Below are 21,019 nucleotides of genomic sequence, written 5' to 3'. Positions count from 1 at the left end.
TTAATAAAGTTCTGGTGTTTTTAAATCATCTTCTAATATATCAATATACGCATCATCTTTCATTGAGGTTAACCATGTCTTATAAACTTGTTGGGCTTTCTCAGAGAAGATAGCTTCTAAAGCTTTTTGCTCTTTAAGCTCTTCTGCAGCATCATGCTCTTTAACTTTTGTATATTTCATAATGATCCAAGTCTTAGGATCTGCTTGGAATGGCTCAGAAATTTCTCCCTCTTTCATTGATTCTAGTTTTGCAAACGCTGCCGGCGGTATCGCGGGCGGGCTATCTAACCTAGAAACCCATCTAAATCTACCATTAGCATGATCATAATCTTGGTTATATTTAAGAGCCACCTTTGTAAAATCTTGCCCACTCTCTATAGCAAGTCTTGCACGATCTAAAGAACTCTTAGCGCCTTCCTCTGTCATACCGCCATCTAATTTTATTTCAATAGCATAAACATAGTACTTAGTAACTTTTTTACTTAATATCGGCGCTTTTTCATCAATGTTATCTATGTATATCATTTGTAATGTATGATTTACAATAAAAGGCTTTGATACTTGGTGCTCTTTCAAATCTTTTACATACTCTTGATACATACTAGGTATTGAATCAAATTTAACTTGTTGACTAACAATACCTCCATAAGTAGCATTAGGAGCTTGAGAAAACTGCTTGACCACTTCAGAAAAATCAACATAGTCTTTGTTAACTGCAATTACCAGTTTCTTAAATAAGTCTATTTTCTTTTGTTGAGCTTTTTTTGAATATGGTAAAGCTACAATAAGATTTTTTAAAGTGTAAAGCTTAACAGGAGCCATTTCTCTATCAAATTGCTCTTGATGTTTCTTAATATACTTTTGAATTTCTTCTAGTGAAACATATACTTGTTGAGAAATAGCTTGCTGTTGTAACTGACTAACCATGAGTTGCTCTCTAATTCTTCTCTTATAGCTATCAAAAGACATACCTGAAGCTTCAACATTTAATTTTAGAGACTCAACCGAAACTCCATTTTTTGCTGCTATATCTTTTATTGCAGCATCAAGTTGTTGATTAGAAATTATTATATTATTTCGTTCAGCTAATTGTAACAATACACTCTGAGATATCAACTCCTGCAATGCTTCTCTTCTAAGTTGTAATGAATCAGCATTAAAGTTTGAATTTGGATTCATAACTTCAAGTTTCGCAACCTCTCGATCTAACCCAAAAGAAGTAATAGGTTTACTATTAACTATTGCTACTGTTTTGTTAACAAGATGTCTTTTATCTTCTGACATTCCTGATGAGTCTGTTGGTGCATCGATACTAGAATTAAAAGAGTTTTGAAATAAGCTAGAGGATATATCTGATAGACCGCTAGAGACAGTCAGCAATGTAATAATAACTGAAGTCAACAGCCTCTTCATTATATACCTTCTCCCCATTGACCCACTTTGTAGCCATTTATCTGCTGCAAACGCGACGATAAGTTACTAGTGTCTCCTACACCTCCAAGACCTTTTAGTTCAAACTCTAGCATATAAGTGCTTGTAAGATTTGCCAAAGCATTAGGATCATTAGGATTCTCATTTGTATAAGCAGTAGCTTGCCACATAGCTCTAAGAGCCCAAGATTTAGCATTATACTGAAGACCTGCAAATACGTTTGATATTTTTTGCTCTTTTAAATTATAGTTCCATAAAGCAGTAACACCCCAATGATCTGTAATATTTAATAGAGTTGATAAGGTTATGGTCTCTTGAGGCTTAGGAGTTTGTCCCGTATTAATTTGCTCTTGCGTAATAGAGTTCCAGTTATTTTCAATACTGTTGTAAGAAATATTAAAGATATTCTCATTTTCATCTTTGTATGATAATTGATAAACTTGATAGTCAAATTTTGATGTTTGTAGCCTATAGTTAATTTGTGCTGATAAATAGATATTCTTTATCACCTGGAATTCAAAAGATGACATAATAGGAGAAAACATATCATTTGCATATTGATCTTCCATTCCAGGATGTGGACATTTTGCATCACCTTGACATAAATTAACCTTTCTATCCTCAAAATATGCTATCTGTCCAATCTTGGCAGAAGCTAAAGTACTTCCATCATCTTTACTAGTTGTGTAAGTTTCCAAAGCATAAGTTAACTGATTAGCATTGTTAATTCTATCATACCCTGTAAATCTATTTACCTGGAACATCTGCATATACTGCTCATTCTGCATACTTGTATCAAATATTGGGATATCCGTTTGATTCTGATATGGAATATAAGTATAAAACAATCTTGGTTTAATTGTTTGTGTATATGAACCACTGTCAGTTGTATAGTCCCTATCAAAATATGCAGCTGCATCTATATTGAATATAGGTAAAACACTCGTGACGGTGCTATTATCAAACTTAATTGTATCACTTGCTTTTCTATCAAGTTGGTAATAACGAATTGGTACTTCTAAAGAAGGGTTAAGATAACCCCACTCATTATTAAAATTACCTTTAATTTTAGGTGCTTCATAAGATCTAAAACCACTTACGTTAGTTCCTTTCTCAGGGCCTACTGCAGGATTTATTGCCCAAGGTGATTTATAATAGTAAGTATTAAGAGTATCTGCACTAAGAGTCACATAGTCAGGCGTATAACCATCTGAAGTTACATTAAATTTGACCTCTGGTAACTTAGCATAAGGAATGTTTGCCAAATCAATGGCAGGGTTAACAACTCCATAATCTAGAACTGATATACCGGCTGTAACATATTGTTTATAACCATAATTAATATCAAACTCTCTGGTTAATAATGTTTTTGTAACTAGATTAACATTACCAGATGAGAAGTCATTATAATAATTCTCATCACTAACATACTCATATATTAAATTTGTAGATAATGCTCCTGCATCACCTAAAGAGTACTTACCTGTCGTGGTTATATCAAAAGCACCCCTCATTCTACCTTCTTTAAAGTCCCAAGGAACTAAAGAACCATCAAACTCACCTTCAAAGTACTTAGTCATATAACGGAATGTACCATTTTCCATGATACCTCTCTCCGACCAAATAACGTTATTAAGCAAGAAATCATAATTTGGTGCTAAATTGAAATAATATGGTACTGAAACCCCTATACCGGAATTACTATTTTGAACAAACCCAGGGAATAAGAAACCTGATTTACGCTTATCGTTTATTGGATGTGAGAAATACGGTATGTACATCACAGGCACATCATCTATCTTGAAGAAACCGTTTTTAACGTACGCCATCTCAGTATTGGTATCGATATCAATATCACTACCAGTTATCTTCCAAGCATTATCATAAGGACCGCCTGATGTGATATAACCATCAGAAAGCATTATATTACCATCTTCTTCTTTCTTGAGCGTTTTTGCATAGCCACGCAAGTAACCGGTAAAACTATCCTTATTATATATTCTAGTATCCGGTGTCTCTCGTGCTAACCTAAAATAAGCTTCTCCGGTACTGTAAGTGCCATTAGTCATATCAGAGTCTAGCTCTTTAGTCCTAATTACAATACCTGTAGATGGTTGCTTAGCAATAACATCACCTGTCATAACCATTGATCTAATTGCACTATTATCACTCGTCAGATTTACTACAGCATTATTACCATACAACTCCTGATCACATTGAAGAACTTGTACATTACCTGAAGCAATTAATGTACCATCATTATCAAATTCTGAATTTTCGTAACTAAGATCAGTCTTCTTCGATGCGCATAAAGCTTGGGTAAACTGTGAGTCGTTACTGTAATAGCCTCCCACAAAAGTTTCTGGTTTTTTAACCCATGCCAAGTCATCAGCAAGAGCCTTTTCTTTCTCTGCAGCACTAATTTCTTTATCAAAAACGTTCTTAGGCTTTTCTGTTCTTTTGCAGCTCCACTGGCCATCTACAATTTCACATTTCCAATCTTCTTTGATAGGGTTTTTACTAATAATACGCGCAGCATGTGCTTGTACTGTAAACGCTACTGTACCGAAGCACACTAGTAAATACCTGTGAATCCCCTTTAACATATTTGACCTTTGAAAGCCTTAATTTTATTGAGTTTTTAAAAATAACCGTGATATTATATCTACATTTACTAAATTTTTCCATTTTTAATTTAAAGACGGTAATTTCTAAAACAAAGAACTGGATTAACTTCAATGAATATAGAAAATTATTTATCAGACATATTTGCACAAGCATTTGAAAAGTTAGGATACTCTCAAAGTTTTGCTAAAGTTGTAACATCTACTCGCGAAGGTGTAGGTCACTTTCAATGCAATGGAGCGATGCCTCTAGCTAAATTTGCCAAAAAAGCACCTCTAGTAATAGCTCAAGAAATAATTGAGCAGATCGACAATGAAGACATTTTTTCTAAACTTGAAATAGCAAAGCCTGGATTTATAAATATATCTTTATCTGATAAGTTTCTAGCAACCACAACTGATAAATTCTTAAACTCATCTAAATTTGGTGTACAAGGCAACTCAAAGTCCAAGAAAATAGTTTTAGACTTTGGCGGCCCAAACGTTGCTAAACCAATGCATGTTGGTCATATCAGATCAGCGTTATTGGGTGATGCTCTTCAAAGATTACATAGATTCTACAATGATAATGTAATCTCAGATGTGCATCTTGGTGACTGGGGTACACAAATGGGCATGTTGATAGAGGAAATAAAACTAGAATCTCCGGATCTAATGTATTTTGATAAAAACTATAATGGTGAATACCCTAAAGAATCTCCTGTAACAGTCCAAGAGTTAGCTGAAATATATCCAAGAGCTTCAAAAAGATGTAAATCTGATATCATCGAAATGGATAAAGCAAGACAGGCAACTTTTGAACTTCAACAAGGTCGCAAGGGTTATGTATCTCTATGGCAACATTTCGTGAGAATATCTATAGAAGCTATTAAAAAAGATTTTGATAGTTTAGATGTCCATTTTGACTTATGGCTCGGCGAAAGTGATGCAAATAAATTTGTAGACGAAATGATCGCGTATTTTAAAACAAATAACTTCATATATGAAGATGAAGGAGCATGGGTCATTGACACCAATAAAGAAGGTATTCCTCCGCTTATAGTCATCAAAAAAGATGGTGGGGTGATGTACGGTACCACCGACCTTGCAACACTATGGCAGCGTGCTAAAGATTTAAGTCCTGATGAAATAATTTACGTAGTTGATAAAAGACAATCACTTCACTTTAGACAAGTATTTAGTGTTGCTAAGAGAACAAAAGTAGTTAGTGAAGAATGTAAACTTAAGCATGTTGCATTTGGCACCGTCAATGGAAAAGATGGCTGTCCATTTAAAACACGTGAAGGCGGCGTAATGCATCTTTCAGATCTAATATCTCAAGCAAAAAATTATGCTCATAAAAGAATGCCAGATGAGAACGATGAGAATATTATTAATCAAATCGCTATGGCAACTATTAAGTTTGGTGATTTGGTTAACAACTACGCTAATGACTATATTTTTGACTTAGAGAAGTTTGCACAGTATGAAGGTAAAACTGGTCCATATCTACTATACACAACAGTTAGAGCAAAAGCTATTTTGAGAAAAGTCTTCGGCGAGAATTATGACATCAACGCTTTAGCTAAAGAATACAGAATAACAAAATCAGATAATGAACATGAAGAAAAACTGCAACTACAATTAATACAATTCCCAATTGCAGTATCTCGTACTTATGAGAATTCTCAGCCTCATCACATTTGTGAATACGCATATTCTCTTGCTAATAGCTTTAACAGATTTTATGTAAATTGCCCTATTATGAATCTTGAAGAGGAGCAACTAAAAAAATCAAGAATTACACTATGTATGGCAACAGTAAAAGCCATGACTATAGCAACAGATTTACTAGGAATTTCTATTCCTGAGAGAATGTAAAAATAAATAACTTCTTTAATCCTATTAAATTTAACTTCAATTTCTACTGTAAAATCGGTTAGAAATTAATTGGAAACTAGCTTATATTAAAAATTTTTGAACAGCCTAAGGCTTTTTATACTATCTTTATGTTAGAGATATGGGAACGCTTTGGCTATCAAGCTTTAGTTGCTATTTTAGTTGTTTATCTACAACGTGGTAGAATTCAATTAAACGAAAGCTCTGCGATTGCAACCTATGCCGCATTCGCAGCACTGGTATATGCGTTTATAGTATTAGGTGGCTATATTGGCGATGCAATACTAGGAGCAAAAAGAACAATCGTTCTAGGACTTATTGTCTTACTAAGTGGATATGCTCTACTAACAATAGGAGATAAAGAGTCAACATTATAGGGACTTTCTTTTATATGTGTTGGTACAGGCTTATTTAAATCAAACCCTACAAGCCTGCTATCAAAATGTTATGAAAAAAGTAACTCCGGACAAATCAGCGATGCTTTCACTCTTTTTTATATGGCTATAAATTTAGGCTCACTACTTGGTAGCTTAGCGATTCCAACTATTGCAAAACATTATGGTTACTCTGCGAGTTTTGTAGTTATCTCTATAGCTTTAATCTTTGCTATAGCTACTTTTGTAGGCTTTGGTTTCACAATGAAACATATCTCTACTCACGCAGGTGCCAAGAAGCTTAGATTAAGTTATTTATTCTGGGTGATAGTAGGGATGATTGCTATGATATATAGTCAAGGCCCTACTTACGTATTTATTCTTAGCAAAATTAATAGTTATTTTGAGCTTTATTGCTTGTTTACTTATCTATATATCTAGCATTTTTATATAAAAAAGATGGATATTTCTACAAGATGATACTTGCTTTGATACTAATGTGTGAAGCTATAGTATATAAGATATCATACATACAAATGGCATCATCAATAAACCTATTTACTATCAAAAACATAGATCATTCAATTTTAGGATTTATAATAGTACCGGAGACATTCCAAGCACTTAATCCTTTCTAGATATTTGTTTTAAGTCCAATCTTAGCGATGTACTATGTACACAAAATTTAGCTTAAATGTATATAGTAAATTCTCTACAGGGTTACTTGTAATAGGTTTATCTTTCATACTACTATATATTTCTCAAATTTACAGCTCATAATGGCATCATCTCATCATACTGGTTATTTGGTAGTTATGCTCTTCAAGCACTAAGAGAACTACTAATACCCGCTATTGGATTATCTATGTTTAGCAGACTTGCTCCAGCTAAGGTTAATGGATTTATGATAGGAGTTTGGTGGGTATTCTTGGCATTTGCTTCGATTTTAGGTGGATTAGTTGCTCAATTAACTGCTATCAGTAAACAACAGGTATCTTCAGTAACTCTCACTCTATCTCTAAATACCTACACCAGCCTTTTCTTAATGATTGGGATTGCTATAGTAATTGTTTCATTTATATCTTTCGGTCTTTCACCATTTAAAAAGAAACTTATTAATCAACAGTAATCATCTAGATTATTAAAAACGATCAAATAATTTTTGGATCTGATTTACATTGTTTGTTTTTAGCAAACATAGCTGTAGAAATATTCTAGCTTTCTCTAGTGAAGAGTTCCTGATGATACAAGATCAAACCTATCATCTAAATTATTATAATTATGAGTAATCCGACCAGAGCCTACATAACTTGAACGTACAACAACTATACCTTTAGCTCTTGCTTTCTTAAGAAAATCTGCTTGATTAGATAGAATATTACCGTCACCAAGTCCTGCAAGAACAATACCCTTTAAATCTTTAATTTCTAAAAGACTATCTAAAAATTCTAAAGATACATCAGGTGATTAAAAAACAACCTCAACATAAGGCAATACTTTTATTTTCTCCTGATCGATCGTCTACAGATACAACATTTCCCACATATTTAGGAGTTTAATAATAGCTAACACTACTAGGAGTTACAGTACCTAATTTCCCATAATTTAATGCTTTAAAAGCATCAACATTCGTTGTATTAGTTTTAGAAACATCGTTAACAGTTAAGATCTCTTCATTCATAACTACTAATACACCTTTATCTAAAGATTGTTTATCAACCGCAACCAATAACGCATCATAAAGATTCATAAGAGCATCTCTGCTTAAAGCTGTAAATGCTCGTATTGCGCCTACTAGGACAACTGGTTTTTTTAACATCTAAAACTTGATTTTAAAAGAAGGCTGTTTGCACCATACTATCGGTACCATGAGTAATTATCACTGCATCAACATTAGAATTGTCTAATAATTTTTGTATATGCTCTGCTAGCTTAATCCGCATTGACATAGTCATATCTACACTATCAATATTATAAAACTGTTCAGACTCTATATTTGCTATTCTGCTAATCGCTGGTACTTGTTTAACAATATCATTAATCGATAAACTTCCAGCTTTGTAGACTGAATCTGTGGATGATTTAGCAACCCCTGCGATCGTACCCCCTGTAGCAACAATATATACATTAGGCAGAGCTACTCCCATAGCAACTGTTACAAAACAAATTGAGAAACTAAATATAATTTTTTTAATATTTGCCATAATGCCAGTAGACTAAAGTTAATCTATACAAATTAAATCATAATTTTGAAATAACTCAATAAGAATTATTTGAGACAAGTAAGTAATATACTTACTAGATAAGGATAAATTTTATAAGAGACCTAATTTATCAAAGCATATATTATTTAACGCCCCATACAAAATCACTGCTACTGAATTTGATAAATTAAGACTACGACTATTTTTGTGCATTGGAATTTTCAGCTGTGTTTTTTCAAGTAATTTTAAAACGTCGATCGGCAATCCTCTTGTCTCAGGTCCAAAAAGTAAAATATCATCATAATTAAAATTTACTTGATGATAATATTGTTTCGCTTTAGTTGTACACGCCCAAATCTTATTTTGTTTATTTTTCTGATAAAACTCATCAAAATTTTTATAAATTTTAAGATCCGCAAACTCATGATAATCGAGACCTGCTCTTCTAAGTTGCTTGTCTTCTAATTTAAATCCTAATGGTTCTATCAAATGTAATTTAGCGCCGACATTTGCACACAATCTAATTATATTACCAGTATTTGGTGGAATCTCAGGCTCGTATAAAGCAATATTTATCATGTCATCTAATCCAGTTTGCAACATCTAAAGCTGTATAAGTAAGAATTATTTTAGCGCCTGCTCTTTTCATCGATGTCAACGTTTCTATAGTGATTGCTTTTTCATCAACTAGACCTGCATTTGCAGCAGCTTTAATCATCGCATATTCTCCACTGACATGATATGCTGCTATTGGCAACTCTATTATATGACTCAATTCATTAATAATATCTAAATAACTCAATGCTGGTTTGACCATAATAAAGTCTGCGCCTTGTTCAACATCTGCTAGAGCTTCACGGATAGCCTCTTTTTTATTACGATAATCCATTTGATAAGTTTTACGATCTCCCTTAAGAGATGAGCTACAAGCACTTCTAAATGGACCATAATATGCTGAAGCATACTTCACAGAGTATGACATAATACTTACAGTTTCAAATCCTGACTCATCCAATGCTTGACGCATCGCAATTATCATGCCATCCATCATTCCACTTGGTGCGACGATATCTACACCAGCTTGTGCATGAGAAATAGCTGTTTTTTGTAATATCTCTAATGTTTGATCATTATCTACATAATCATGCTCATCTAAAATCCCACAATGTCCATGAGGTGTAAAACTACACATGCACACATCTGTAGCTACCACAAGCTCTGTAGCTAGCTCTTTAATTTTTCTAATTGCTTGTTGAGTTATACCATTGGGATCGTAATTCTCTGATGATATAAGATCTTTGGTTTTTGGTACACCAAATATCATCAAACTTTTTATTCCTGATTTTACAACCTGCTCAACAAGCTCATCAAGCATATCAACTGACCAATGATATTGATTTGGCATACTTGAGATTTCTTTTTTGATACCATTACCATGTACAACAAATATTGGATACATCAAATCGTCTATGTTCAAATTTGTCTCAGCAACCATATCTCGAAAGGCTTGAGTAACTCTAAGTCTACGTGGGCGTGATATTGGAAAACTCATATTTATTTAAACCTACTTTTTCTTTATATTAGGATTTCTTCTGTATAGCACTAAGATATTACCGATTATCTGCACAAGCTCGGACTTTGTAGCTTTAACAATCTCTGCGGCAATTTCTTGCTTTTCTTGTTTTGGTAGGCGACCTGCTTTTACTTTGATCAGCTCATGTGACGCTAAGGCTAGATCAATTTCTAACATTACATTCTCAGTAAGTCCTTTTTCGCCCATTAGCACAACTGGCTTTAACGCATGTGCTTGGGCTTTTAAATTTTGTTGTTGTTTTACATCCATTTTATTTTACCTATTTTATAATTTCTAATATTAAATTTTCTAATACTAACTCTTTATCAACTTTCTTAAAGTTTAAAAAATAACTCTTTGCTTCTAATGCTTTATGATAAAGATTATATATGTAATCATCTGTAAATTTAGTCGCAAGATACTTTATAACTGCTAATTTATCGTAGTTGGCAACTTCTACCTGCTCATTAAGTTTATAATTATAAACATCGATTATTATACTAGTTAACCAATATAATGCATCTCTAAAATATAGATTAATCTCCTTTAAAAATACATTAGGATTAGTTTGATTAACCAAAACCTTCATCAAGTTATTCCTAAGCACCCAAAAATGTTGTTCAAGCTTAATCTTAGCTATAATATTTATATCATCACGAGCCATTTGTAATGATTTCTCAACAGCTTCTTGAGACATATCAAATGTATACTTTAAATAGTTGTATTTATCTTTTTGGCTAAATTTAATATCATAGACTATAGATCTACTTTTAACTGTCGGCAGAATATCCGTATAGTTTTTGGTAAACATCAAAAAGAAGGTATCTGCTGTAGGCTCTTCCAATGTTTTTAATAAAGCATTAGCTGCAGATTCATTTAACAAGTCAAGTTCTTCAATTATAACTATCTTAGCTAAATTATTATGCGCGGTCAGTTCACAGTTTTTAATTATTTTTTTAATTTCAGAAACTTTAATTTCATCATTTTCTATAGCAGTCACACTTACATAGGGAGAGTCTTTATAGTCGGTAACATTCTGTCCCAACAATAGCTGACACAAAGAATTCATAAAGCTATCCAATAATACTACATCTTTTACCCTAAAAATAAGAGCATGATGTAACATATTTTTTGTTTTTTGCTCAAAAAAACTATCAAGAAGTTGCTGATGAATATCTAAAGATAACACTGTTGACCTACATTATTTTACGCGCATACAAAAAACTTGTTATAGTTTTTCTAATCATAGCAAGCTTAGATTTAATAAATCCTTTATCCTTTTTTCTAACGTAGCTAACTTCATAAACAGAATAATGATTATCAAGAAACTCAATTAAATAATCATCATAAGTTCTAATTTCATCAACCAGACCCAACTCTAAGGCATCTTTACCAAACCAATATTCTCCAGTAGCTACTTTACGCATATCTAAATTTTGACGATATGCCAAAATATGCTTTTTGAATAACTTGTGAATATTTTCTAAATCTTGCTTGAACTTTTTACGCCCTTCCTCTGTATTCTCACCAACAGTTGTCAATGTACGCTTAAATTCACCTGAAGTGTGCATTTCAATATTGATACCATTTTTTTCAAGAAGCTCTCTGATATTCGGAACTGTACCAACAACTCCAATTGAACCTACTATAGCGAAAGGTGCGGCAATAATCTTATTAGCAACCGCTGACATCATATAGCCACCACTAGCAGCAACTTGGTCAATACAAACTGTCAAGGTTATTCCTGCTTGTCTAATACGCTCTAACTGAGCTGCCGCAAAGCCATAACCATTAACAACACCACCTGGGCTATCTATTCTGACCACTACTTCATCGTCTGCCACAGCTACAGCTAGAATTGCTGTTACTTCGTTACGTAAATCTTCAACTTGAGATGCGTGAATATCTCCTTTAAAATTAATAATAAACTTTCTTTGCTTAGGTTTTTCTTGTTTATCAATTTTTTTCTGTTCTTTGACAAACTTTTTATATTCCTTTTTATCTAACAAAGTTTCTAAAATTTGCTCTTTAGTAGATTTATACTCATCGCCTATTTTATTTATTTCAAGTTTTCCTGCTGCTAATTTTGTAACTTCTTGTTTGGCCTTAGCAAGTAAAGAAAAAAAACTACCTACGACAAAAACAATAGCTGTTACAACCAAGGCTGTACTCAGAGCAAAAAATACAAAATCTATAAAACCTTGATACCACATAATATATTTTATCCTATCGATGAGCTCTTAAAGTCTTTAACAAAGACTCTCCTGCACCACCTTTTAAATTAGCTTTTTTGACAGAGTCTCTTGCAAATACGCGCTTCTTATAATTGAAAATTGATCCATATTCTTCATCAATTACAAAACCTTCTGCTTCTAAACAGATAATTAAAGCGGCTATGTAACAGTCAGCTAAAGTAAAACCTGAAGATATGAAATAATCCGAATCCGAAAAAGCTTTTTCCATAGCTAATAAACTCTCTTTAAGATCTTTAAAAATTGCTTTTAGTTTAGTTTTATTCTCTCTATTTTTTCTGATCTCATCAAGTACTGGATACCACTCATTATCAATCTTATCTAAAGAAAGACGTATCTTAATGTGGTCGTTGACAACACTTGGTAATAAACTTGGTGCTGGAAAGCGCTCATCAATATATATCAATAATGCCTTTCTATTATTTATACTATAATCTTTTTCCATCAAAACAGGAAAAGTACCATTAGGAGAAATTTTTTTAACAACATTTGGCTCTAAATCTCCTGCTTCAACAACATCCATTGCCATTTTCTTTTCTGATAAAGCGATTCTTGCTCTCAAAGAATATGGGCAATATTTTGTAGTATATAATGTAACTTTCATCAAATATGCCTTTTTATGGATTAAAACAATTATGCTAGTTTGCTATAATTGTCAGATAATAAAAAAACTAGTACCAAATTTTACCATATTTGTGGATAACTACAACATAGACAAGCAAGGCTTTTTATTAGACTTTGATAGTTGGGACATTGGCTTTTGTAATAAAGTTGCTAATGATGAGAAAATCTCGTTGACTGATGAGCATATGCTAGTCGTCAGCTTTTTACGCGATTTTTATCAACAAAATAAGAAATCCCCAGCAATTAGAGAGCTTGTAAAAGCATTAAAAGAAAAGCATGGAGAAAAAATAGGCAATAGTTTGTACTTACAAGTACTATTCCCAGTATCTCCTGCAGTGCAAGCTGCAAAATTAGCGGGCCTTCAAAAACCAAAAAGGTGTATTTAAAATATTCAATAGGAGTGAATAATGACAAAAGTTTTATGTAAAAAATACAATGAAGAATTAGATGCTATCCCATTTCAACCACTACCTAGTGAACTTGGTAAAAAAATTCATTCAGAGATTTCTAATAAAGCATGGCAAGCTTGGTTAGCTCATCAAACAATTTTGATCAACGAATATCGTTTAAATCTAATAGAACCAAAAGCTAAAGAATTTCTTAAAGAAGAAATGCAGAAGTTTTTATTTGAAAACAAAGAAGATAAACCAGAACAGTTTAACGAAATTTAAAATATCCATCTAAAGTTCATTAATATCTACTTACGATTTATCTTTTTTAAGGTTAAATTTGCACATAATCTAAGCTTTATGCCATCCGTTGAAAGTAAGAAATTTAAGAAATACATATTTTTTTGATATTTTAATATTACTAACTATATATATCATTTATTTTTTCTTATTTTTAGGATCACGTCATCTAAGCATCCCTGATGAAGGACGTTATCCAGAAATTGCAAGAGAAATGCTAACATTTGGAAACTGGATTACCCCTACAATCAACGGTGCTCCCTTCTTCGATAAACCTCCTTTATATTATTGGCTTGAAGCAACTTCAATGCACTTTTTTGGAGTCAACGCTTGGGCAATTAGATTACCTCAAGCAATATTTGGTATACTCGGCTGTGTATCAATATATATTTTTGGACGATACTTCTTCACGATTTGCAGGAGTTCTTGTAAGTTTCATACTAGCAACAAATGTACTTTATTTTTTCGAAGCTCACTATGCAAATATGGATCTGATTCTTGCTAACCTTCTATGGGTTGCTTTTTTTCTATATTTAGTTAGTTTAAAGCAATCAAAAACAACGAATAAAAGAATACTTATGTATGCCGCATACTTTGTATCTGCATTAGATTTTCTCACTAAAGGACTTATTGCGATTGTCTTCCCGTGTATGACTGTTTTAGTATGGATGTTTATCACTAATAATTGGTATAGACTCAAAGAGCTATATATACCAACAGACATAATACTATTTGTTCGAATCGTTTCCCCATGGCTAATATTAGCACAAGAACAAAATCCTGATTTTTTATATTTCTTTTTTTATTTTCAACAGTTTTATCGTTTTGTAGGACAAGGTTTCAATAATGCAATTGGTCCATGGTTTTATTTTGTGATTCTTGTGGCGGTATTCTCACCGTTCAGTATGTTAATCATCAATAGATTACCTAGAGGATTTAAAAGTATTTGGCAAAATCGAAAGTCTGATTACATAGGATTTTTGATAGCTCTTTGGTGCATACTTATTCTTATTTTTTTTCAGTATACCAAGCTCAAAAATTGTAAGTTATATTATGCCGATATTCGCTCCGTTATCACTTTTGATGGCTTTATCGTTTGAGAAAATTATAAAGACTAAAGATAATTCATCTACATTTTAAAAAATGCATTTAATTACGAGCATTCTATTTTTATTGTAGCAATTGCCGTTGTAATATTTTCTCAAATTCAGCAAAGCATCTTAGATACTCAAGCACCTTTAGTTTATACAACTTTAGTAGTAATACTAGCTTTGGCTTTAGCATATAGTTTTAGAATCTCATTAAAAAATAATATCAAACAAGCAATTATTTTTATAGTTTCTGTTATGATGCTCCTAAATGTGCTCGGACAAATCATAATACCTTTTTATGATATAAGGACATCTCAACCACTTGTAGAAAAAATACTCAATAACTCTAGTCCTGATACCACCTTTGTCTATTACAATAGAGCTCAACCAAAGCACTTTATACTCGAAGATGAACTTAAGCAAAAAGGTTATGAGGAAGATCTACCAATATTGTTAGATAAAAATATCTATATAGTTTACAACTGGAAAACTTATAAACCTGAGATTGATAATTGGGCAAGAGAATTCCATTATGGTATAAAGCAATATGAGGATTCCCATAATGGTAAATGGCCAGAATATCTAATAACTTATACACAATTTGATAAACTACTAAAGACAAATGATAATATAATAATTTTCTTACAAGAAAACCAATTGGGAGAATTACAAAAAAATATCCTAATATTGATTTTAAAATAGAAGCAACTTATAAGAAAAATATAGTTGTCAATGTGATTAAGAATTAGATATAAATATTTCTACAATTTAATTAAAGGTTCCTACTTTCATCTTCATCAATAATATAACGTGGTCTCTTTTTTGCTTCTTCAAATATCCGACTAATATACTCCCCTAAAACTCCTAAGGATATAAGTTGCACTCCACTAAAAAACATTATACTAACAACAATAGTTGGCCAACCACTTACATTGCCACCGAAGAATAAACTTTCAATAAAAATATAAAGACCGTATGACATAGCGACTAGCGAAACCAATAGACCAAATATAGATATAAGTCTCAATGGTACTGATGGAAATGAAAATATTCCAGTAAATGCTAGTTTAAAAAGCTTACGATAACCCCAACGGCTAGCTGTACCATCTTGTCTATCCGCGACATCAAAAGGAACAGGGTATCCTTTAAAACCTATCCATGCAAATAGCCCTCTAATGAACCTACCGTTTTCTGGTAAAGAATTAAATGCTTTTATACACTGCTTGTCCAATAGCCTAAAGTATCCAGCATTCGCAGGTATTTTAACTTCCATTAGCTCATTACTAACCTTAAAGAAGATCTCCGATAAAAAGCTTCTAGTAGCACTTTGGTCTGTACGATTTCTAACTCCATAGATATTAGAAAATCCCTCACACCATTTCTCATAGAATTCATCAATTACTTCTATAGGATGCTGAAAATCACAATCCATAATAATTGCAGCGTCTGCATCTTCAGATGCCTCTAGCCCTACTGTAATAGCTGCCCCTTGTCCAAAGTTTCTTGAAAAACTAATAAATTTAATATTTAATTGTCCAACCAAAGATTGAATGATTTCAACAGAGTTATCTGAGCTTCCATCACTTATAACGATTATCGTATAATTAGGAGTAATCTGCAAAAGTTTATTAGCCAAATCTCTAAGAAAAGACTCAATTAAAACTTCTTCATTATAGACAGGTATAACTGCATAAATATTTGGATCTTTAATATTTCTAACATTAGTTATTAAACAAAAATATATTAGCCTTAATTGATGCTATTATAGCCACGTCAGTATAAAATGAGTAGCAGTAAAAAATATTTTTCTAAAATAAAATAAGTAGTATATATGTCTAAAAAAATTATAATTTGTGCTGATGATTTCGGCATGAGTCAAAATATAAATAATGGCATTGTTGAACTTTAAAAAAAATATTATAAATGCAACTAGTTACATGACTAATATGCCGATTTTAAACAAGGTATCTCCGAGCTAAAGAGAATATACAATAACTCTATCTGTGTAGGTATTCACTTAAATTTAACGGAAGGAACTCCTTTTACAGAAGCTAAATCATTAGTAAGTAATGACTCTTTTATATACGTATCAAAACTTCTTATAAAATCACAGCTAAGATTTATAAAATATAAAGATGTCTATAATGAGTTAAAATATCAGATAAAATACTTCATAGATAACTGGAGAAGCTTGCCTGATTTTATTGATAGTCATCAGCACGTACATTATTTCCCAATTATTAGAAAAGCTCTAGTAAATCTCTATAAAGAATTCAATATGTATAATAAACAAACTTATATTCGCTCAACTTATAATATGTCCAAACCTGATTTTAAATCTAAGGTTATATACTACAGCGGTGCAAAGAAGCTCAATAAAATGCTAGTAGCTGAGAATATCAAATATAACACGAGTTTTGCTGGGGTATACTCATTAGAGAGTAATGCTGAAGATTTCCAAAAAGTTATAAACTAGGCCTATAAAAAAATACAAGATGGTGGAATAATAATGTGTCACCCAGCCAAAGCTATCGATAAGAGTGATACTATTGGTAAATCACGTCTCAGAGAATATGAATACTTCAAATCCGACCAAGCACTCGATGATCAAAAAAATAACAATATTATCTTATAGTTAGAGCTATTTTTTTACTTTTTTACTTTTTTATAGATATATTTAGGATTAATGGTATCTGCCAAAAGTTTATTTTCAAAGTCAATCTTCACTAGAATACCAAGAGTAAAACACATAATAAGCAAACTACTACCTCCATAGCTTATAAGTGGTAAAGTAAGACCTTTTGTTGGCAACAAACCAGTATTTACGCCAATATTAACAAAAACCTGAAAGCCAATCCAAAAACTTATCCCATAAGATAGAAATGCTTGATAATATCTTTTTTGTTCCAAAGCTGCTTTTGCAATATTCATAGCTCTAAATACTATAAACAAATATACAATCAGCAATACCATCAAACCAACAACACCTATCTCTTCGGCAATTACAGAAGTGATAAAATCAGTATGAGCCTCAGGCAAAAAGAACTGCTTCTGAACACCATTACCTAAACCATCACCAAACCAGCTTCCTCGACCAAAACCTATAAGCGCTTGTACAAGCTGATAGCCAGAACCATTGGCATTTTCCCATGGATGAAGGAATCCCGTAATCCTGTGCATACGATATGGTGAAATAATCACAAGCATAGTCGCCATAATGACCATAGCACCAATAAGTAGGCCATACCACCGCACCTTATTACCAGATACAAATAACATCCCCATTACACATATAGAGATCACAACTGTTGAACCAAAATCAGGTTGCATCAGCAATAAAACTGCAACACTCCCTAATAATGTAATAGGCGTAAGAATACCCTCTTTAAAATTAGCCATTTTGGGTAGATTTTCAGCAATATATCCAGAAAAAAAGATAATTGCTAAAAGTTTAACTAATTCTGCAACCTGAATATTGATGATAATTAAAGGTATCCAACGTCTAGCTCCATTTACACTTTTTCCGACACCTGGAACTAACACTGCTACAAGCACTATGAGCATTACAAAGAAAAAAACATTATAGTTTTTCTCATAATTTTTAGTCGGCACTAACAACGCCAATAAAAAAAGAAACACAGCAATAACTGCAAAAAAGCCCTGTCTAATAGAATAAAAATATGGATTATTATAATCATCTAATGCAACAATCATCGATGCAGATGTAACCATGACCCAGCCAAAAGTAAGTAGCCCTAGCATTACAAAAACTATTGAGATATCTATTTCCAACTTCGCTCTTACACGTTCTTTTTTTGTATTTTGACCACTTAATAAAAGCTTTAATCTATATAGCACTCTACTTTCCCAATTTTTATTTTAAATCAGCAACAAGTTTCACAAATACCTCACCTCGCTCAGCATAACCACTAAACTCATCAAAGCTTGCACATGCTGGTGATAATAATACAATCTCACTATCTTGAGCCTTTTGACTAGCTAATCTAAATGCGTCTTTCATATCATTACAAATCTGATACTGGCACAGATCTTTGATATAATTCTCTATATATTCTTTATCTTGACCATATAAATAAACGTACTTAACATACTTAGCCAATGATTTACTCATTAAACTAAAATCGCCACCTTTAGCAACTCCACCGAGTAATAATATAATATTCTTTGAACTAGTTATACTATTTAGTGCAGCTATAGTAGCTCCAACATTCGTACCTTTTGAATCATTTATATAAGTAACACCAGCTACGTTTTTTACAATTTCACAACGATGTTTCAAGCCTTTAAATTTTTTAATTGAAGCTACAGCTTTAGAGATATCAATACCGAATCTATCAAAGATATTCAAAACAACAATAATGTTTTCCAGATTGTGTTCGCCAAAAAGATTTGTTTCAGTAATATCTAATAGTTTAGTTGTATCTTTATAGATTGAACCTCTTACTATCTGATATTCCCCAGCATATTTAATGCTGGTATTATGGACATCATAAATAAAAAAATCTTTACTAAATTTTGCTAAATTTAGCTTCGATTGCTTATATTCTTCATAATTTTTATATCTATCTAAATGATCGGGTGATACATTAACTACACATCCTAAATCAAACTCAACACTATTAAATAAGTCTATTTGAAAGCTTGATACTTCAACAACACAATAATCAAATTTCTCGCCAATTTTATTTAACGGTGGTGTACCAATATTACCTACAAGAATACTCTTATAACCCAGATCTCTTAAAGCAAAATCAAGCATCGTTACTATGGTGCTTTTTCCATTTGATCCTGTAACAGCTATCATTTTTGCCTTAGTGTTTCTAATTGATTGATAAAACAAATCAATATCACTAATTATTTTTTGCTTAAATTTAGATAAAACTCGATACGGCGACTTATTAAGAGGAATACCAGGACTTACCGTTATTAAATCATATTGCTCTAAGTCACAATTTATAAAATCATCGTCATTCTGCGAAATATCTACTGAAAGATCAATAAAATTAGCTAAAAAATCACAAACAGACTTACCCGTAGAACCATAACCAACCATAAGCAGTTTAGAAATTTTTCTATTATCAAAATAAAAACTAAACATTATCTAACCTTAATAGCTACTAAACCGATTAAGAGAAGTATTAAAGAGACTATCCAAAAACGTATCACAATTTTTGTCTCAGGCCACCCCATTAATTCAAAATGATGGTGAATAGGAGCCATTTTAAAAATTCTCTTACCATTTCTAAGCTTATATGATCCTACTTGTAATATCACAGATAAAGCTTCTACAACAAATAATAAGCCCATAATAAAAAAGATTAGCTCTTGGCGAATCATCACCGCGATCACACCTAGCACAGCACCTAACGTCAAAGAGCCTACATCTCCCATGAAAACTTCTGCAGGATGAGAGTTAAACCATAAAAATGCCAAACCTGATCCACATAGAGCCGCACAAAAAATTGCCACCTCAGCAAGACCCTGATTATTTATATATGGAAATAATAGATAATTAGCTAACATACTATTTGTTTCAATATAAGCATAAATACCTAATCCTGCGGCAACAAGAACTACAGGAACTATAGCCAAACCATCTAATCCATCAGTTAAATTAACAGCATTACTACTTCCATTAATAATGAAAAATGTCAAAACTACAAATAGAAAAATTCCCATAGAAATATATAGATTCTTAGAAAATGGTATCGAAAGGCTCATCTGACCGTTTTTAGACAAAAGGTAAAACAGAACTATAGCTAATATAATTGAAAAAATAGATTGTAAAGCAAATTTGTATTTAGCTCTTAGACCTTTAGGATTCTTAAGAATCAACTTCAAATAATCATCAAAAAAGCCAATAGCTCCAAAGAAGATAACTACCAAAATCAAAATCCATAAATATATACTAGATAAATTTCCCCAAAGCAAAGCAGAAATAATGACAGAAGAAAGAATCAACACTCCTCCCATAGTTGGAGTATTTCTCTTAGAAAAATGGCTTTGAGGTCCATCATCTCTTACAACTTGACCAATCTGCATTTTCTGCAACCATCTAATCAATGGTCTACCAAGAAAAAGAGTTATTAATAATGAAGTTATAGAAATCATTATAATTCTTACAGATACATAACTACTAAAAACCTCTAGACCTTTATAGTAGTGACTTAACCAATTTAAAAGATAGATTAACATATAATAAAAAATTTCAGTGTATTTGTGCTATTATAATGGATATATTATATTTTTTATAGAGAG

Annotated in this window: 19 protein-coding genes and 3 pseudogenes; 9 read left to right on the top strand and 13 right to left on the bottom strand. The window is 32.1% G+C overall.

Going from position 1 to position 21,019, the window contains the following annotated elements:
- Entirely contained in the window at positions 1 to 1,413 is a 1,413-nt protein-coding gene (locus FNO12_RS02810) for a SurA N-terminal domain-containing protein (protein ID WP_014715101.1), read from the bottom strand.
- Positions 1,413 to 4,037, bottom strand: a complete 2,625-nt coding sequence (locus FNO12_RS02805) for an LPS-assembly protein LptD (protein ID WP_014715100.1) — start codon at positions 4,035 to 4,037, stop codon at positions 1,413 to 1,415. The genes FNO12_RS02810 and FNO12_RS02805 overlap by 1 nt, the downstream gene beginning before the upstream one ends.
- A 132-nt stretch (positions 4,038 to 4,169) precedes the next feature.
- Between FNO12_RS02805 and argS the strand changes: the two genes are divergently transcribed.
- From argS to FNO12_RS10255, 5 genes are all read left to right on the top strand, one after another.
- Complete coding sequence (gene argS / locus FNO12_RS02800; protein ID WP_014715099.1) at positions 4,170 to 5,915, top strand: arginine--tRNA ligase; 1,746 nt, start codon at positions 4,170 to 4,172, stop codon at positions 5,913 to 5,915.
- 128 nt (positions 5,916 to 6,043) lie between these two features.
- Positions 6,044 to 6,310 (top strand): hypothetical protein, encoded by a 267-nt coding sequence (locus FNO12_RS10270; protein WP_030003392.1) that lies wholly within the window; start codon positions 6,044 to 6,046, stop codon positions 6,308 to 6,310.
- 12 nt (positions 6,311 to 6,322) lie between these two features.
- Positions 6,323 to 6,748 (top strand): POT-type proton-dependent oligopeptide transporter, encoded by a 426-nt coding sequence (locus FNO12_RS10265; protein WP_306668704.1) that lies wholly within the window; start codon positions 6,323 to 6,325, stop codon positions 6,746 to 6,748.
- Between the two features lie 56 nt (positions 6,749 to 6,804).
- On the top strand, positions 6,805 to 6,945 hold the full coding sequence (locus FNO12_RS10260; RefSeq protein WP_233418149.1) for a POT-type proton-dependent oligopeptide transporter: 141 nt from the start codon (positions 6,805 to 6,807) through the stop codon (positions 6,943 to 6,945).
- A 116-nt stretch (positions 6,946 to 7,061) separates the two neighbouring features.
- Positions 7,062 to 7,436, top strand: coding sequence for a POT-type proton-dependent oligopeptide transporter (locus tag FNO12_RS10255; RefSeq protein ID WP_306668703.1), 375 nt, complete (start codon positions 7,062 to 7,064; stop codon positions 7,434 to 7,436).
- A 12-nt stretch (positions 7,437 to 7,448) separates the two neighbouring features.
- Here the strand turns inward: FNO12_RS10255 and FNO12_RS11480 are convergent.
- The 7 genes and pseudogenes from FNO12_RS11480 to sspA form a co-directional block, all read right to left on the bottom strand.
- A pseudogene (locus tag FNO12_RS11480) lies at positions 7,449 to 8,454 on the bottom strand (asparaginase).
- Between the two features lie 168 nt (positions 8,455 to 8,622).
- The gene (locus FNO12_RS02785; protein ID WP_014715098.1) at positions 8,623 to 9,090 is read right to left on the bottom strand and encodes a tRNA (cytidine(34)-2'-O)-methyltransferase; all 468 of its coding nucleotides are present in this window, start codon (positions 9,088 to 9,090) and stop codon (positions 8,623 to 8,625) included.
- Between the two features lies 1 nt (position 9,091).
- Positions 9,092 to 10,063, bottom strand: a complete 972-nt coding sequence (gene hemB, locus FNO12_RS02780; RefSeq protein ID WP_014715097.1) for a porphobilinogen synthase — start codon at positions 10,061 to 10,063, stop codon at positions 9,092 to 9,094.
- A 12-nt stretch (positions 10,064 to 10,075) separates the two neighbouring features.
- Complete coding sequence (yhbY, locus tag FNO12_RS02775; protein WP_004288189.1) at positions 10,076 to 10,354, bottom strand: ribosome assembly RNA-binding protein YhbY; 279 nt, start codon at positions 10,352 to 10,354, stop codon at positions 10,076 to 10,078.
- 10 nt (positions 10,355 to 10,364) lie between these two features.
- Positions 10,365 to 11,273: a DNA polymerase III delta subunit-related protein gene (locus FNO12_RS02770; protein WP_014715096.1), complete on the bottom strand. Its 909-nt coding sequence runs from the start codon at positions 11,271 to 11,273 to the stop codon at positions 10,365 to 10,367.
- A 7-nt stretch (positions 11,274 to 11,280) separates the two neighbouring features.
- Positions 11,281 to 12,297 carry a protease SohB gene (gene sohB, locus FNO12_RS02765; RefSeq protein ID WP_014715095.1) on the bottom strand — a complete coding sequence of 339 codons (1,017 nt, stop codon included), beginning with the start codon at positions 12,295 to 12,297 and terminating at the stop codon, positions 11,281 to 11,283.
- A 13-nt stretch (positions 12,298 to 12,310) separates the two neighbouring features.
- Positions 12,311 to 12,940 carry a transcriptional regulator SspA gene (gene sspA / locus FNO12_RS02760; protein WP_014715094.1) on the bottom strand — a complete coding sequence of 210 codons (630 nt, stop codon included), beginning with the start codon at positions 12,938 to 12,940 and terminating at the stop codon, positions 12,311 to 12,313.
- A 91-nt stretch (positions 12,941 to 13,031) separates the two neighbouring features.
- Here sspA and FNO12_RS02755 point away from each other — a divergent pair, with 91 nt between their 5' ends.
- The 3 genes and pseudogenes from FNO12_RS02755 to FNO12_RS02745 all read left to right on the top strand — a co-directional run bounded on the left by FNO12_RS02755 (position 13,032) and on the right by FNO12_RS02745 (position 15,489).
- Positions 13,032 to 13,346: a TusE/DsrC/DsvC family sulfur relay protein gene (locus tag FNO12_RS02755; protein WP_041257500.1), complete on the top strand. Its 315-nt coding sequence runs from the start codon at positions 13,032 to 13,034 to the stop codon at positions 13,344 to 13,346.
- Between the two features lie 21 nt (positions 13,347 to 13,367).
- A complete protein-coding gene (locus FNO12_RS02750; protein ID WP_014715092.1) occupies positions 13,368 to 13,631 on the top strand; it encodes an oxidative damage protection protein in 264 nt (87 codons plus the stop codon).
- Positions 13,632 to 13,719: 88 nt separating this feature from the next.
- Positions 13,720 to 15,489, top strand: a pseudogene (locus tag FNO12_RS02745) (ArnT family glycosyltransferase).
- A 23-nt stretch (positions 15,490 to 15,512) separates the two neighbouring features.
- On the opposite strand, the gene FNO12_RS02740 reads toward FNO12_RS02745, so the two are convergent.
- Positions 15,513 to 16,469 (bottom strand): glycosyltransferase family 2 protein, encoded by a 957-nt coding sequence (locus tag FNO12_RS02740; protein WP_041265062.1) that lies wholly within the window; start codon positions 16,467 to 16,469, stop codon positions 15,513 to 15,515.
- A 102-nt stretch (positions 16,470 to 16,571) separates the two neighbouring features.
- Here FNO12_RS02740 and FNO12_RS11475 point away from each other — a divergent pair.
- Positions 16,572 to 17,216: pseudogene (locus FNO12_RS11475) on the top strand (ChbG/HpnK family deacetylase).
- A 173-nt stretch (positions 17,217 to 17,389) separates the two neighbouring features.
- On the opposite strand, the gene ftsW reads toward FNO12_RS11475, so the two are convergent.
- The 3 genes from ftsW to mraY are packed head-to-tail and all read right to left on the bottom strand — an operon-like array spanning position 17,390 to position 20,956.
- On the bottom strand, positions 17,390 to 18,598 hold the full coding sequence (gene ftsW / locus FNO12_RS02730) for a putative lipid II flippase FtsW (RefSeq protein ID WP_014715090.1): 1,209 nt from the start codon (positions 18,596 to 18,598) through the stop codon (positions 17,390 to 17,392).
- Positions 18,599 to 18,614: 16 nt separating this feature from the next.
- A complete protein-coding gene (gene murD / locus FNO12_RS02725; protein WP_030003386.1) occupies positions 18,615 to 19,859 on the bottom strand; it encodes a UDP-N-acetylmuramoyl-L-alanine--D-glutamate ligase in 1,245 nt (414 codons plus the stop codon).
- Positions 19,859 to 20,956, bottom strand: a complete 1,098-nt coding sequence (mraY, locus tag FNO12_RS02720; protein WP_030003385.1) for a phospho-N-acetylmuramoyl-pentapeptide-transferase — start codon at positions 20,954 to 20,956, stop codon at positions 19,859 to 19,861. Before mraY ends, murD begins: the two co-directional genes overlap by 1 nt.
- Between the last annotated feature and the right edge of the window lie 63 nt (positions 20,957 to 21,019).

Source organism: Francisella orientalis FNO12 (assembly GCF_001042525.2).
Lineage (GTDB): Bacteria > Pseudomonadota > Gammaproteobacteria > Francisellales > Francisellaceae > Francisella > Francisella orientalis.
This window is presented reverse-complemented; position numbering and strand designations above follow the sequence as displayed.